Consider the following 15,963-nt stretch of genomic DNA (forward strand, 5'->3'; position numbering starts at 1 on the left):
AACGCTGTTTTAATTGCTGAATTATATTATATAACTGTGTGTTATTTTAATACAAACTCAATTTCTGTTTTATCAGTAAAATTAGCTTCAAACTCAAATTGTTTTACTTGTTCATTCACGGCTAACTTTTTCGTAATGTGTTCTTTAATTTGTTCATTTGTAGCTGTTTTGATTGACAATCCATCTAAAAGAGTCATGATTTTGTCTTGTGCTGCCTTACCTTCTAATTCTAAATCAGCAGATTCATCTTCATACGTTGCTTCAATTGTTCCGTTCGATTTTATTTCATAGGTGAACTCAATTTCATTTTCGTCGTATTCGATTTCTACGTCAATCTCTTGAAGACTGGCAACAGTCGGTGTCGGTGTGGTTAGTTCATTGTCTGCTGTTTCATGGTATCCACCAACTTCAGGAGTTACGGTTTCCCACTTAAAGGTACCAATTTTAGCTGTTGCTAGATAGGGATTATTAATGGTAATGACTTTCAATTGAAGGTCTGAATGGTTGGCGATATCTGTTAAAATCCCCAGAGCCTGATATGTATTTTGTGTAAAACGTGTCGCAATATTTTGCGCATCAATTGTGGAATAACCTAATGTTTCCCAGGTGATTTGTTGCTTTAATTCCTGATGAACGGCTTGTACTGTCGCCGGCTCCAATTGAATGCCCGTTGCTTCTTTTAAGTCTTTCTTGGTAAAACTCATTACTTTTTCATGGTCTGATTGTGAAATTAAAGTCGCTGCTTCCATTGTGTTACTATGTATAAAAGGTGTGATTCCGATAGCTAAGACCATTCCTGCTGTTAATAAACTTGTTGTTATTTTTTTGTTTTTCATTTAAGACTTCCCTTCGTGTTCATTGTTATTTTGTTAACAAACATAGTATATCTTTTAATTACACATTAAGCCAACATTTATTTTTAATTTTTATTAAAAAAATATTTGTTATTTTATAATAAAAGAACCTTGTTTCCCATAAAAACAAGGTTCTTTATCTAATCATTAATGTTTATTTCAGAACACGTTTTAAATAATATCCTGTGTAACTGTCTTTGACTTTAGCAACTTCTTCTGGTGTTCCTGTCGCCACGATCGTCCCACCACCGTCGCCACCTTCTGGCCCTAGATCAATCACATGATCCGCAGATTTGATGACATCCAAGTTATGTTCAATCACTAAAACGGTATTGCCCGCTTCCACTAAACGCTCTAATACTAGAAGCAATCGCGCAATATCATCGGTATGCAAGCCGGTTGTTGGTTCATCCAGAATATAAAAGTTTTTCCCATTAGAATTTTTATGAAGTTCACTCGCTAGCTTCATCCGCTGTGCTTCTCCACCAGATAAAGTAGTTGCTGGCTGCCCCAATGTCACATAGCCTAAGCCTACATCCACAATTGTTTGCAATTTACGATGAATTTTAGGGATATGTTTGAAAAATTCTACGGCATCTTCCACCGTCATATCTAAAATATCAGAAATGTTTTTGCCTTTATAATGAACTTCTAACGTCTCAGAATTATAACGTTTGCCATGACAAACTTCGCAAGGCACATAGACGTCAGGTAAAAAATGCATTTCAATTTTGATGATACCATCCCCGCGACAAGCTTCACAACGGCCACCTTTGACGTTAAAACTAAAGCGACCTTTTTTATAGCCACGAACCTTGGCTTCATTTGTTTGGGCAAACAAATCGCGAATGTCATCAAAAACACTAGTATAAGTCGCTGGATTACTTCTTGGTGTTCGACCAATTGGACTTTGATCAATGTCAACAATCTTTTCAATGGCTTCATAACCAGTGATACTTTTGTGTTTCCCAGGTTTATTGGAATTACGATTTAATTTTTGGGCCAGTGCTTTTTTCAAAATTTGATTGACTAAAGTACTTTTCCCTGAACCTGAAACACCTGTGACAGCAACAAATTCACCCAGCGGAAATTCAACACTGACATTTTTCAAATTATTTTCACTGGCACCAGTGACTTTGATCGCTTTGCCATTGCCTTTGCGACGTTCTTTTGGTACAGGAATCACTTTTTTCCCAGAAAGATATTGCCCGGTCAACGAATGCGGATTTTTAGCAACCTCTTCCGGCGTACCAGCGGCTACAATTTCACCGCCCAGATGTCCAGCGCCAGGTCCCACATCAATCAAGTAATCCGAAGCCATCATTGTATCTTCATCATGTTCCACCACAATTAATGTATTGCCTAAGTCCCGCATTTTTTTCAATGAGTCAATCAAGCGGTCGTTATCTCGTTGATGCAAACCAATTGATGGTTCATCTAAAATGTAAAGGACGCCTGATAAGTTTGATCCAATTTGTGTTGCTAAGCGAATTCTTTGTGCTTCTCCACCAGAAAGTGTACCAGCAGCTCGACTTAAGGTTAAGTAATCTAACCCGACATTTTTTAAGAAGGTTAACCGATCTTCGACTTCTTTTAAAATTGGCCGAGCAATCGTTGTTTCTTGTTCAGATAAAGACACACCTTCAAAAAATTGGACCGCATTTTTTATTGCTAATTCACTGACTTCACCAATGTGCGTGCCATTGATTTTTACAGCTAAAGCTTGCGGATTCAAACGATACCCTTGACAGCTTCGACAAGTCAATTCTGTCATGTATAACCGCATTTGATCTCGTGTAAAATCGCTATTTGTTTCATGATAACGTCGTTTAATATTTTTTAAAATCCCTTCAAATGGCACTTCCACATCACGAACACCACCAAAGTCATTTTCATAATGAAAATGAAAGTTTTTCTCGCCAGAACCATTTAAAATAATTTCTTGTTGGTCTGCAGGTAATTCTTCAAACGGCGTATCCATATCAATCCCAAAACTGGTGGCTGCTTGCTCCAACATTTGTGGATAATATTGGGAACTAATAGGGTTCCACGGAACAATGGCTCCTTCTCTCAAGGTTTTAGTGGGATCTGGAATCACTAAGTCTTTGTCCACTTCTAATTTAACACCTAAACCATCACAATCGGGACAAGCGCCAAATGGTGCATTAAATGAAAACAAGCGCGGTTCCAATTCACCGACTGTGAACCCACAATAAGGACAAGCATAATGTTCACTAAACAACATCTCTTCTTGACCAATCACATCAACAATTGCGTAACCTTCAGCTAAACGCAAAGCCACTTCAAACGAATCAAACAACCGAGAGCGAATGCCTTCTTTCACAACGATACGGTCAATCACAATCGCAATATCATGTTTTTTATTTTTTTCAAGTTCTGGTGCCTCACTAACATCATAGGTTTCACCATCCACCCGCATTCTGACATACCCTTCACGTTGGATCATTTCAAACACTTTTTTATGTTGGCCTTTTTTCTTGACCACAACAGGGGCCAAAATTTGAATTTTTGTTCGCTCTGGTAGCTCTAAGACTTTATCAACCATCTGTTCAACAGACTGACTGGTAATTTCAATATGATCGTTAGGACAAATTGGATGACCTACCCGAGCAAATAACAATCGTAAATAATCATTGATTTCTGTGACCGTCCCCACCGTTGAGCGTGGGTTTTTACTTGTCGTCTTTTGATCAATTGAAATAGCTGGACTTAAACCATCGATGCTGTCAACATCTGGTTTATCCATCTGTCCCAAAAATTGTCGCGCATAAGCAGAGAGACTCTCTACATAACGTCGTTGCCCTTCTGCGTAAAGCGTATCAAACGCTAATGAACTTTTGCCAGAACCAGATAGTCCAGTTACAACAACCATTTTGTCACGAGGAATCGTGACATCAATATTTTTTAAGTTATGGGCGCGTGCACCATGAATCACAATTTTATCATTTGCCATATATGTTCTCCTTTTACTAAATCTCTTACGTCAAATCATTTCAAGTCATTCTATAGAGAAAAGATTAGTAAAAGATACGATGGTTCATCGTATCTTTTACTTAATCCGTTGGTTGACTTATTTGGCAGCTTTCAATTCAAGAATGGTATCTCGTAATGTGGCTGCAGTTTCGAAGTCTAATGCTTTGGCCGCATCTTTCATTTCTCTTTCAAGTTTCATTAATAAATCAGCTTTTTCTTGTCTTGATAAATCTTCATATGATTTATCCAATTGAACCACGGTTTCATCTTTATCAGCTGTTTTGGAAATAGAAATCAAATCACGAATTTCTTTAATAATTGTTTTTGGTTCAATACCATGTTCTTCATTATATGCTTCTTGGATTGCCCGACGTCGTGCCGTTTCATCCATAGCTCGTTGCATCGAATCGGTGATTTTATCTGCATACATAATGACTTTTCCTTCAGCGTTCCGGGCAGCCCGTCCCATCGTTTGCACTAACGAGCGTTCACTACGTAAGAAGCCTTCTTTATCCGCATCTAGAATCGCAATTAAGGAAACTTCTGGCACATCGATTCCTTCACGTAATAAGTTAATACCTATTAGAATATCAAATTCGCCTAATCGTAAATCGCGAATAATCTCCGTTCTTTCCAGTGTTTTTATATCACTATGCAAATATTTAACTTTTAAGCCTAATTCTTTGAAATAGTCGGTTAAATCTTCGGCCATTTTCTTCGTTAAGGTTGTGACAAACACCCGCTGATCTTTTTCGATCCGTTCATGAATTTCGCCCACCAAGTCATCAATTTGACCCATAATTGGGCGGATTTCTACTTCTGGATCTAGTAAACCTGTTGGTCGAATGATTTGTTGAACAACAGTCTCTGTTTGTTCCATTTCATAAGGGCCTGGTGTTGCCGATACATAAACAATTTGGTTTACATGTTGTTCAAATTCTTCTAAACGAAGCGGTCGGTTATCAAGTGCACTTGGTAACCGGAAACCATAGTCCACTAACATTTGTTTCCGTGCTCGGTCGCCATTATACATTCCTCTAATTTGCGGCATTGTTACATGAGACTCATCGATTACAAGTAAGAAGTCATCTGGGAAAAAGTCCAACAGCGTATATGGCGGCTCTCCTTCTTGGCGACCATCCATATGTCGAGAGTAATTCTCAATCCCTGACGTATAGCCCATCTCTCTCATCATCTCAATATCATAGTTGGTTCGCTGTTCCAAACGTTGAGCTTCCAATAATTTATTTTCACTGCGAAGCACTTTCAAACGTGCCTCTAATTCTTCTTGGATCTGCGATATGGCGTGTTCCATATGTTCTTCGTTCGTCACGAAGTGTGTTGCCGGAAAAATAGCGACATGCTCTGTTTCGCCGACAATTTCACCAGTTAACGCATCTACTTCACGAATTCGATCAATTTCGTCTCCGAAAAATTCAACACGTAGCGCATGCTCATCCCGTGAAGCTGGGAATATCTCAACCACATCACCACGGACACGAAAACGCCCCCGTTGAAAATCAATATCATTTCGTTCGAATTGAATATCGACTAAGCTTTTTAGTAACTCATTACGATCCATTTCCATTCCCACACGTAATGAAACAACTTGTTGACTGTATTCCCGCGGATCCCCTAAACCAAAAATACAAGAAACTGATGCTACCACGATGACATCGTTTCGTTCCAATAAAGAACTTGTCGCTGAATGGCGTAGTTTATCAATTTCATCATTAATACTGGAATCTTTTTCAATATATGTATCACTTGAGGGTACATATGCTTCTGGTTGATAATAATCATAGTAACTGACAAAATACTCGACCGCATTATCTGGGAAAAATTCTTTAAATTCCCCGTATAATTGTCCAGCTAGTGTTTTATTATGTGCAATCACTAATGTTGGTTTGTTCACTTCTTGAATCACATTAGAGATTGTAAATGTTTTACCTGTTCCGGTCGCTCCAAGTAAAATTTGAGCTTTTTCTCCACCTTTGACACCGTCAACTAGTTCAGCAATAGCGGCTGGCTGATCTCCGGCAGGCTCATATTTAGAAGCCAAATGAAAGGTATTGGAAGTTTCTCTTTCGATCATTTATAACTCCCCCTCAAAGTGTCTAATTTCTCTTAAATTATCGGCCCATTCTGGCAGAATGTCCACTTATTAGTTTAACATACCGAACATATTTTCGCCACTTTTGCTGTTTCGGACTTCAACTGATCTTAATCTTTTGTTCTTAATTTCTATGTCACATTTTATAACATGAAATGTAAGGAAATTAGAGTTTTTTTCTCTTTTTAGCGTTCAAATACTTGTCAGCTTCCTATTTCTTACTATATAATTGTTCAATATGCAAAACTAGGAGGTATTTTATGAAAAGGAAACACTTTTTACTTTCTTTCTTTGTGATGATGGTAACTCTGCTAACATTCATTAGTGGCACTTCAGCACATGCGGAAGGAAAGAAATATACAATTGGAACGGATTTAACATTCGCCCCTTTTGAATTCCAAGACTCAAAAGGAAAATACATTGGTATTGACGTTGATTTATTAGATGCGATTGCCAAAGATCAAGGTTTTGAAGTGGATTTAAAACCATTAGGCTTCGATAGTGCAGTCCAAGCGATTCAATCTAAACAAATTGATGGCATGATTGCTGGAATGAGTATTACGGATGAGCGAAAAAAATCCTTTGATTTTTCAGATCCATACTTCGATAGCGGTTTACAATTAGCGGTAAAAAAAGGAAACGACAAAATTAAATCATATGATGATTTAAAAGGCAAAACGGTTGCGGCTAAAGTTGGAACTGAAAGTGCCAACTTCCTTGAAAAAAATAAAGAGAAATATGACTACACCATCAAAAATTTTGACGATGCAACGGGTCTTTATAAAGCCTTAGAAAACGGCGAAGCGGATGCAATCGTTGATGATTATCCTGTATTGGGCTACGCAGTGAAAAATGGCCAAAAATTACAATTAGTTGGCGATAAAGAAACAGGCAGTTCTTATGGTTTCGCAGTGAAAAAAGGTCAAAACCCTGAATTAATCAAAAAGTTCAACGCTGGTTTGAAAAATCTTAAAGACAATGGTACTTATGATAAAATTTTAAACAACTACTTAGCGACAGGTGATGAAACAAACACACAAGACGCTGGCGAACAGATGAAAAAAATCACTCCTAAAAAAGAGAAATATGTGATTGCTAGTGATTCTACGTTTGCTCCGTTTGAGTTTCAAAATGCCCAAGGTGATTATGTCGGAATTGATGTAGATTTAGTCAAACGTGCAGCTGAATTGCAAGGTTTTACTGTTGAATTTAAATTTATTGGTTTTAGTTCTGCTGTCCAAGCTGTTGAATCTGGTCAAGCAGATGGGATGGTTGCAGGCATGACGATTACGGATGATCGTAAAAAAGCCTTCGACTTCTCTGTTCCTTACTTTGATAGCGGCATTCAAATTGCGGTCAAAAAAGGCAATGACAAAATTAAATCGTATGATGATTTAAAAGGCAAAAAAGTCGGCGTAAAAATTGGTACTGAAAGTGCTGATTTCTTAGAAAAAAATAAAAAGAAATATGATTACTCAATTAAGTATTTAGACACAACTGATGCATTATACAGTGCATTAGAAATTGGCGAAGTTGATGCCATGATGGATGATTATCCTGTCATTGGCTATGGGGTTGCGCAAAATCAACCACTAGCGACACCAATTCCTCGTGAAAAAGGTGGTTCTTACGGTTTTGCTGTCAAAAAAGGGCAAAATCCTGAACTACTTGAAATGTTTAACGAAGGCTTAAAAGAAATGAAACGTACAGGTGAATACGATAAAATTATCGGCACTTACGTGAAAGATGGCAACGAAGCCAAAGAAGAAACAGCTGACGAATCTACGTTTGTTGGCTTCATGCAAAACAACTGGAAACAATTGTTACACGGTTTATGGATGACGATTCTATTAACGTTGATTTCCTTCGTACTTGCTTTAATTGTCGGCGTTATTTTCGGATTATTCAGCGTTTCACCAATCAAAGCATTACGTGTACTTTCAACCATTTATGTTGATTTAATTCGCGGAATTCCTTTAATGGTCTTAGCGTTCTTCATCTATTTCGGATTACCTGGTGTGCTTGGCTTTAATATCCCGGTCTTCATTGCTGGGATTATCACATTAACTTTAAATGCCAGTGCCTATATTTCTGAAATTGTGCGCGGCGGAATCAAAGCTGTTCCAGTTGGCCAAATGGAAGCTTCAAGAAGTTTAGGTCTTTCCTATAATCGGACAATGCAAAAAATTATTTTACCACAAGCGATTCGCATTATGATTCCTTCATTCATTAACCAATTTGTTATTTCATTGAAAGATACAACTATCCTTTCAGCAATTGGCTTAATCGAACTACTACAAACAGGAAAAATTATTGTTGCTCGGACATTACAAAGTACAATGGTTTACTTCGTTATTGCGTTAATCTACTTAATTTTAATTACTAGCTTAACTAAATTAGCGAAAAACCTTGAAAAGAAGGTGAACTAATATGACTGAAAAAATCTTAGTTGAACATTTAGTAAAAAAATATGGTGACAACACGGTCTTAAACGACATTAATGTTTCTATTAACGAAGGCGACGTAGTCTGCGTCATCGGTCCTTCTGGTTCTGGTAAAAGTACTTTTTTACGTTGCTTGAATCAATTAGAAGAAGCTTCTAGCGGAGACATTATTATTGATGGTGCGAACTTGACAGATAAAAATACGGACATCAACCAAGTCCGTCAACATATCGGCATGGTTTTCCAACATTTCAATTTGTTTCCACATTTATCTATTTTAGAAAATATTGTTTTAGCACCAACTGATTTAGGCCGCTTATCAAAAGACGAAGCGGAGAAAAAAGCGTTAGAACTTTTAGAACGTGTTGGGTTGGCAGATAAAAAAGATGCCTATCCAGATTCTTTATCTGGTGGTCAAAAACAACGTGTCGCAATTGCACGTGCGTTAGCGATGAATCCTGATATTATGCTTTTCGATGAGCCAACATCAGCCCTTGATCCAGAAATGGTTGGCGATGTTCTTGGTGTAATGAAAGATTTAGCAAAACAAGGAATGACAATGGTCATCGTTACTCACGAAATGGGCTTTGCAAAAGAAGTGGCTAATCGAGTAATGTTCATTGATGGCGGTAACTTCCTAGAAGATGGTTCGCCAGAGCAAGTCTTTGAAAATCCTCAAAACCCTCGAACAAAAGATTTCTTAGATAAAGTATTAAATATTTAAACAAAAGCACTTGGCGCGCGCTAGCGCCCAAGTGCTTTATTTTATGGTTAAATTGTTTCCGTGACAGAGACAGATTGAACGTGCCCTTTTTCTTTCAAGAGATGGTGCAAGTTGGAATGCCAGAAATCTTCTTTGCCTACATAAGAAATCTTTGCTGTCACTGCCTCTTGTTCGGATTCCAAAGTCAATTCTACTAAGCGCTCCCCTTTTTCTAAAGAATCTTGAAGTTGTTCATGCAGTCGGCTTTCTTTAATCATAGGTTCCTTCATTTTTACGATAAGCTGCAATCGTTTTAAAGGAGTCTTTCGTTTAAAATGGGCCAGAGCTAATACTAGCAAAGTTGCCACGAGATTGATAAACGCAATGGTTAAAAAGCCCATCCCAATGACTAAACCAATAATAGTAACATTCCACATCATTACTGCTGTCGTTAACCCAGAAACTTTCCTTTCTCTAAAAACGATAATCCCCGCACCGAGAAAGCCTACACCACTAATCACTTGGGCGCCATATCGTGTAATATCCATAGAAATAATGGACGCCAAGGCGCTATTTTGTTTCACCACATCGACTAAAATATCCACCGATTGAATCTGTAAAATGGAAATCGTACAAGAGGCCAAACATAAAATGGCATTACTACTGATACCGAAGCCTTTTCTTTTAATACTTCTTTCTAACCCAATCAAAGCTCCAAAAACCACGGCTAGAGCCATCCGAATGACAACGTCGGTGAGAGAAAGTTCAATCATTTTTAAAGAATTCATCGCTTTCTCTCCTTTCTTGCAAGTGACTATTTGACTTATTTTGTATTAACTAATAAACGCAAGCCATTAAAAATGACCACTAAGGTACTTCCTTCATGAATAAGTACGCTAAATGCGATATTCGCAATACCTAAAAAGTTCAAGATAATTAACGTTGCTACCACTAACATTGAAAAAATAATATTTTGCTGCACAATTTTATTCAAGCGTTTTGAGACACGGTGAGCATAGCCTAATTTAGAAAGATCATTTTTCATCACTACCACGTCTGCAACATCGATAGCAATGTCTGTACCATCCCCCATCGCCACTCCGATATCAGCATTCACTAAAGCGGGCGCATCGTTAATACCATCACCAACCATCCCTGTCATTCCTACTTCGCGTTTTAATTGATCAACAATCGCTGATTTTTCCTCAGGCAAAACATTAGCATAAACTTGGTCCACGCCTACTAAGCGGCCAACTGCTTCCCCCGTAAGTTTTGCATCTCCTGTAATCATTGTTGTTTCAATATTTTGTGACTTGAAATAGTGAATGGCGTTCATTGCTTCTTCATTAGGAACATCCATCAATGCCACCAAACCAATCACTTGTTCATTTTCGGCAAAGTACACTACCGTTTTGCCTTCACTTGCTAATTTCGTTGTTTGTTTCTCAATGATTGTTGGCACTTGTTCGAAACTAGATGGTTTACCAATTCTAAAAGTTGTGTCTGCAATGGTCGTTACTAAACCCACCCCGACAATATTTTCTACTTCTAAATTTAAAGCCGTTGTTTCTGCTTCAAAGCGATTAACAATCGCCGTCGCCAATGGATGATTGGATTTTTTCTCCATATTTGTTAAAACAGCTACTAATTCGTCTTGGCGATCTTCTAAGCCATCAACAAAAAGATAATCTGTGACCTCAGGTTTGCCTTTTGTTAGCGTGCCTGTTTTATCAAAAGCGAGTGCTTTCACTTCAGCTAAATTTGATAAGAATGAGCCACCTTTAAACAAAACGCCTTGTTTCGCTAAATTGGAAATTCCTGATAAAGTTGCCGGAACGGCACTTGCTGCTAAAGCACAAGGTGAGGCAGCAATTAAGAAGACCAAGCCTCTGTAAAAACTTTCAGCCCAAGTCAATTGGAAAAGTAATGCGCCACCTAAAACAATTAGTGGAAAAACTGCTAAAACTAGTGTGACATATTTTGGTTCAAATCGTTTAATTTTGCTTGCAATTTCTGATTGATTTTCTTGTGATTGGTTCACGAGCTGTACGATTTTTGCAAAAACTGTTTCTGAACTATCTTTCGTTACTTCAACAACAATTGTGCCTGAACCGTTCATGGTACTACCAAAAACTGGGTCCCCGCTATTTTTTTCTTTGGGAATGCTTTCCCCATTAATAGATGATTCATCCACAGCGGTACTTCCTTCAATCACGACGCCATCTGTCGGAATTTGCGCGCCATTGAGGACTTGCACGCGGTCACCAATCTTCAATTGTTCAACTGACACAGTTTGAATTGAGCCGTCGTCTGTTATCAGGCGAGCTTCTGTTGGATTTAAATTTAATAGTTTTGTAATTTCACGTTGGCTTTTGCCTTGAGCATAATCTTCAAGGAAATGCGCCGCCGCAAAAATCAAAATCAACAATGCTGATTCTTCAAAACTTCCCATTAATGCTGAACCAACTGCAGCTAAGGTCATTAACAAATGAATATTAGGCGAAAACTTTCGATTGTTTTTCGTATCCCGATACGTATCTCCAAAGCCTTCCCCAATAATATGATAACCAGCTAAAATAGCAGCTAACGAGAAAAGAATATTTTTCACTAAGAGCATGTTCCCTAAAAATAAACCGATAAAGAAAAGAGCCAATCCTGTAAAAAAGAGAATAACTGGAACGTTTTTACCTTTTTCTTCATGTGTGTGTGCACCTGTTTGTTTTGACATTGTTATGCGCCTCCTTATTAATGTTTTTCTATTCATATGAATGTATATTCATATTATAAAACACTTGAGTGGTTTTGTAAAGACTTAAACACAAAGACAAGCGATGATTCTATTCGATAGGATCACCGCTTGTCTTTGTCGATTCTTTTTGTTGTTGATATTTTTCTTCTTGAATAGTCAATAATGATTGCGTTAAATTGACCCAATCAATCGAACGAGGTGGATCCAGCCAAACCATAACTTTACTCTGTTCTTCTTGATACAAGTTATTTAAATTGGTAATCACCACATCTGGTAAGGTATCTGATAACGGGTCAATAATTTCTACATTTAAATTCACATAGACGGATAAATTTTTTTTGATGAATTGGTTATACTCTTTTCCATAAGAAAAATCAATTAGGACCTTGGCTGGCTCTGCAATTAAATGAACCGGAACATGATTAATTAGCAACAATAGATAGTTAAAAAACAAACAGTGATTGGCTTTCGCAATTTTTTTATGTTTTGCTGTTAACCAACGAATATATTCAATTAAATAAAAATAAAATTCCGGATATGTTTGCTTAAAAAACTGTAAATCCATTTCAAAATCGTCAAACATATTAATCGGAAAGTAAATAACATTGAAATGAATAATTGCTAACCCTTCTTCTAGAGTATTCCTTGTTGACTCTTCTAAACAATTAAATGCTTTTTCAAAACTTCCAATGAAAACACGAGTTAGGCTTTCAATCGTAGGATCTTCGTGAATGACATATTTTTTCTCTAGTTTGCCATGCAAATACAAGAAAAAAACAATCGTATACGTTAATGATTTTGAGGCCAATGCCCATGCCACTTGCGATTTTTTTATTAGTTCCTCTGAAAATGTATTCAGTGCACGCGTATCGATCCCTTCCACCGCACGTCCTTCGTTGTTAATCATAATAGCTAAATAATGGAAAAAATTGCGTCGCTCATAGGTGGTGAAAGTATAGTTTAACTCAACAGACTGTAATACACGTTTCGCTTCATTATAAACTTTTACCGAATATAGTTCGGAAATTGGTTGATTGGAAAGCGTGAACAATTTATACAAAAAAAATGAAATTGCTTTTTGATTGCCGACAATTTCCCGCTTACTAAAATAGATCTGATACTCCTTTAAGGCTTTTTTTAGCCGCTGTAAGGTACTATACGCCACAGAGGTGCTGACATGATTACATTCAGCAAACTTTGTCAAACTATAATTTCCTCTAAAGTAAGACAACACTAATTTAAAAGAGAGCGATTCTGTTAAGTATTTCGTGAGCAAAAGTTTACTTGAATAGTTTCCATCAATTTCAAGTGTAACATCTACATCAGAAACGACTAAAGTTAAGCTGTCGCTTAACTTTAGATTGTCAATATCTGCTTTTAATTTTTCTAATGTTTTTTTGACTAAAAAATTCGACATTGATAATTCTTCGCGAAGTGCAATAAAAGTACCTGATAGCGTGGGACTTTCTTCTAAATGCCTTAGCAAGGAATAACTTCGTTGATCTTCTTTATTTAAAAAAATTTCATAATTCATCATTTATCAGTTCTTTCTCCCATAAATAGCCGTTCCTACTAATTCCCGTATGAAATTCAAGTAAAAAGTGTTTTGCCCCTCCGTTCCAGCACCGCCTGTGCTATTTGGTACAATGGTGATATGGCTAGCATCAAATAATTCATCCGTGAAAAATACTTGATGCTGACTTTTCTTGGAAGAAGGCCTTTCTTCATTTGTTTTTGGATTATTGGTTGTCACTTCTTTTTTACTAACGTCTTCGCTACTTTCTTCCGCTTGCGTTTCGCTAGTAATAGTACTTTCATTTGTTTCTTCCATTTTTTCTGGTGTGCCAGTATTCTCAATCGGATAAATTTCTTCTGTTGGATTGGTCGGATTATAAATTGGATTCCGTTCTTCTGCTGCTTGCACATTGGTTACTTGAAAAAACGAGAGTAACAATGTACTCCATAATAGTAAATGTTTGTATTTATCCATTTTTCTCACATATATTGCCAAATACTTTAGCTACATAACAAAACAAAAAATATAACTAGTAAAGTGGTATCAGACGATATTTAACAATACTCCTTCTTATTATTTCTTTTTTTGAGTTAGGTTTGTTGAATAAACTGCATGTTTGATAAGTAAAAACAAACAAAAACGTTGCCGATGATCAAATCAAAAATTAACTACTCTTTATATTTCTCTTTCGTTTTTTTCCTGTTTCTTTTTTCGCCAAATCAACCAGGCAATGATTAAAATCACTATCAATAATAGTAGTAAGCCAATCATCAAATATAAATTCGAATGATTTTCTTTTAAGGTGACATCTTTTTCATTTAATTCTTTGGCAACTTCACCATTAATTGTAAAGTCTTTTTCAAATTGCCATTGATTTCTAAAAGATATCGATTCATTGTTTATTGATTTTTTAAATGAGCCTGCAGCATCTTTATTCCCAACAACGTTCATAGACAAATGGTAATCTCCTGGCTTAAGCGGTTGCCCTTTTAGCGCAATGGGAACAGAAAAATTGGTATTTGGTGCAATTTGCATGTTTGCTTTTTCCTCTTTATATAAAACTTCTTCATGTCCCTTTTTGGTAATCTCTGCCGAAAAGGCAACTTGGTTAATATATGTTTTTTGATCATTTTGTAGATTGACTAAAATCACATTTCTAGCATTAATCTGTCCTGGTGAGACTTTTTTCAAAAGTAAATTCGGCTCAACCTTTTTTTTATTTTGTTGCATCAATAATGCAACGACATACGAATATTCATTTTTAATGGATAACCCCTGACTCTTATCGTCTTGGCGTTTGCCTTCATCCGACGTTTCTTCTTTAAAAGTGATACCACTAGCTAACACTCCATCAAAGGGTGTATTAGGCATTTTGACGTTAATAGAAACCGTTTGTTCACTTTTTGGTTTTAAACGAACTGAGCTAGGGTATTGAACGTAGTCTTTTATATCAAACGCTAAACTTTGATCTTTTTTCCCCTTATTTTCACCATACTCCACGATTACATTTGAATTGGTAATGGCACTATTGATGGAAATACCTACCTTTACTTCTTTATCTGTATCATTGCGCAAGCTCACTTTCAACTCAGTTTCTTCATTTGGTGCTAGTAATAAATCAAAGTAAGTTTTTTCTTTATCTACTTGTTTTTCTGATGGAATAGGCGTAACCGCGAAATTAAATTCACTGGCAAAACCATTGCTAGGTACTAACGCTAAAAGAATTAGTAGTATCGGAAAAAAAAGAAATCGTTGTTTTTTTCTGTTCAAATTATTTACTCCTTTTCTATATGTAGTGAATAGCAGGTAACCATGTTCCCCGCTATTCTTCTTTTTAAAACTCGTTTAATTTCCTGGAGCGTCTGTCAACGTCCATGTTAATTTTGTGGCGTATTTTTCAGCATATTTGGTTGTAGAACCTGGAACAGTTAACTCAATACTTTTAGCAGCTGTAGTTGCGTCTGTTCCCCAATCAAATAAATAAGTTCCTGCACCGTTTCCTTTCGCTGCACTCATTACATCTGATTGACTACCATCTGAATTCAACGTGATTGTGGCTGGGCCTGTTGGTTTGCCTGAATCTGAAGCAGTCACTACATTTCCGTTTTTAAACGTGATAGCTGCCCCAGTCAATTCTTTACCAGAAGTTGATTTAAATTGTCCTTCTTGTTTCACTTTTAATGACCAGCCAGCTTCGGTTCCACGGTTATCTGTTACTTGGACATAGTTAGGCCCTTCTTTGACTTCATCGGTTGCGCCTACTGTCTTGTATTTTTGGGTAGCAGCAAAATAAGTCTGATCCTTCGACGTGATTTTTTGAACACCGAAGTCTAGACTTGACGCATAATCAATTGACAACGGACCGTTTGTTCCTGGATTAGGACCTTCAGGATCTGTTGGGTCAATAGGATCAACTGGATTAGTTGGATCCGTTGGGTCAACCGGATTAGTTGGCTCTTCACTTGGTGTAAATTCTACGATACCATTAGATGTATAACTACCGCCATCTTCTGCAAAGGCTTGAGAAGTCATGCCTAAGCTCCCTAAAATAAATGTGGATAAACATACTGTTGTTACTTTTTTCATTTTC

General features: G+C 37.0%; 11 protein-coding genes. 2 read left to right on the forward strand and 9 right to left on the reverse strand.

Annotated elements, in window-relative coordinates; all coding sequences use genetic code 11:
- Positions 1-41 precede the first annotated feature (41 nt).
- From IGL80_RS11165 to uvrB, 3 genes are all read right to left on the reverse strand, one after another.
- Positions 42-836: a YusW family protein gene (locus tag IGL80_RS11165; RefSeq protein WP_002358735.1), complete on the reverse strand. Its 795-nt coding sequence runs from the start codon at positions 834-836 to the stop codon at positions 42-44.
- 172 nt (positions 837-1,008) lie between these two features.
- A complete protein-coding gene (gene uvrA, locus IGL80_RS11170) occupies positions 1,009-3,828 on the reverse strand; it encodes an excinuclease ABC subunit UvrA (protein ID WP_002358734.1) in 2,820 nt (939 codons plus the stop codon).
- A 117-nt stretch (positions 3,829-3,945) separates the two neighbouring features.
- On the reverse strand, positions 3,946-5,943 hold the full coding sequence (gene uvrB, locus IGL80_RS11175; RefSeq protein ID WP_002355618.1) for an excinuclease ABC subunit UvrB: 1,998 nt from the start codon (positions 5,941-5,943) through the stop codon (positions 3,946-3,948).
- Positions 5,944-6,221: 278 nt separating this feature from the next.
- Between uvrB and IGL80_RS11180 the strand changes: the two genes are divergently transcribed.
- Positions 6,222-8,390: an amino acid ABC transporter substrate-binding protein/permease gene (locus IGL80_RS11180; RefSeq protein WP_002355617.1), complete on the forward strand. Its 2,169-nt coding sequence runs from the start codon at positions 6,222-6,224 to the stop codon at positions 8,388-8,390.
- Between the two features lies 1 nt (position 8,391).
- Complete coding sequence (locus tag IGL80_RS11185) at positions 8,392-9,129, forward strand: amino acid ABC transporter ATP-binding protein (RefSeq protein WP_002355616.1); 738 nt, start codon at positions 8,392-8,394, stop codon at positions 9,127-9,129.
- A gap of 47 nt (positions 9,130-9,176) precedes the next feature.
- On the opposite strand, the gene IGL80_RS11190 is transcribed toward IGL80_RS11185, so the two are convergent.
- From IGL80_RS11190 to IGL80_RS11215, 6 genes are all read right to left on the reverse strand, one after another.
- On the reverse strand, positions 9,177-9,896 hold the full coding sequence (locus IGL80_RS11190; RefSeq protein WP_002358733.1) for an MgtC/SapB family protein: 720 nt from the start codon (positions 9,894-9,896) through the stop codon (positions 9,177-9,179).
- A 35-nt stretch (positions 9,897-9,931) separates the two neighbouring features.
- Positions 9,932-11,836 (reverse strand): heavy metal translocating P-type ATPase, encoded by a 1,905-nt coding sequence (locus IGL80_RS11195; protein ID WP_002391769.1) that lies wholly within the window; start codon positions 11,834-11,836, stop codon positions 9,932-9,934.
- Positions 11,837-11,945: 109 nt separating this feature from the next.
- A complete protein-coding gene (locus IGL80_RS11200; RefSeq protein ID WP_002358731.1) occupies positions 11,946-13,394 on the reverse strand; it encodes a helix-turn-helix domain-containing protein in 1,449 nt (482 codons plus the stop codon).
- A 3-nt stretch (positions 13,395-13,397) separates the two neighbouring features.
- Entirely contained in the window at positions 13,398-13,847 is a 450-nt protein-coding gene (locus tag IGL80_RS11205) for a hypothetical protein (protein WP_002381257.1), read from the reverse strand.
- A gap of 201 nt (positions 13,848-14,048) precedes the next feature.
- Entirely contained in the window at positions 14,049-15,143 is a 1,095-nt protein-coding gene (locus IGL80_RS11210; protein WP_085366624.1) for a DUF916 and DUF3324 domain-containing protein, read from the reverse strand.
- A gap of 75 nt (positions 15,144-15,218) precedes the next feature.
- Entirely contained in the window at positions 15,219-15,959 is a 741-nt protein-coding gene (locus IGL80_RS11215) for a WxL domain-containing protein (RefSeq protein ID WP_002355609.1), read from the reverse strand.
- Positions 15,960-15,963: the final 4 nt, after the last annotated feature.

Origin of the sequence: Enterococcus sp. DIV2467a, assembly GCF_050532945.1 — a bacterium.
Lineage (GTDB): Bacteria > Bacillota > Bacilli > Lactobacillales > Enterococcaceae > Enterococcus > Enterococcus faecalis.

Coding starts and splice junctions, on each gene's coding strand:
- IGL80_RS11165 (WP_002358735.1), bottom strand. CDS start 836: ATGAAAAACAAAAAAATAACAACAAGTTTATTAACAGCAGGAATGGTC.
- uvrA (WP_002358734.1), bottom strand. CDS start 3,828: ATGGCAAATGATAAAATTGTGATTCATGGTGCACGCGCCCATAACTTA.
- uvrB (WP_002355618.1), bottom strand. CDS start 5,943: ATGATCGAAAGAGAAACTTCCAATACCTTTCATTTGGCTTCTAAATAT.
- IGL80_RS11180 (WP_002355617.1), top strand. CDS start 6,222: ATGAAAAGGAAACACTTTTTACTTTCTTTCTTTGTGATGATGGTAACT.
- IGL80_RS11185 (WP_002355616.1), top strand. CDS start 8,392: ATGACTGAAAAAATCTTAGTTGAACATTTAGTAAAAAAATATGGTGAC.
- IGL80_RS11190 (WP_002358733.1), bottom strand. CDS start 9,896: ATGAATTCTTTAAAAATGATTGAACTTTCTCTCACCGACGTTGTCATT.
- IGL80_RS11195 (WP_002391769.1), bottom strand. CDS start 11,836: ATGTCAAAACAAACAGGTGCACACACACATGAAGAAAAAGGTAAAAAC.
- IGL80_RS11200 (WP_002358731.1), bottom strand. CDS start 13,394: ATGATGAATTATGAAATTTTTTTAAATAAAGAAGATCAACGAAGTTAT.
- IGL80_RS11205 (WP_002381257.1), bottom strand. CDS start 13,847: ATGGATAAATACAAACATTTACTATTATGGAGTACATTGTTACTCTCG.
- IGL80_RS11215 (WP_002355609.1), bottom strand. CDS start 15,959: ATGAAAAAAGTAACAACAGTATGTTTATCCACATTTATTTTAGGGAGC.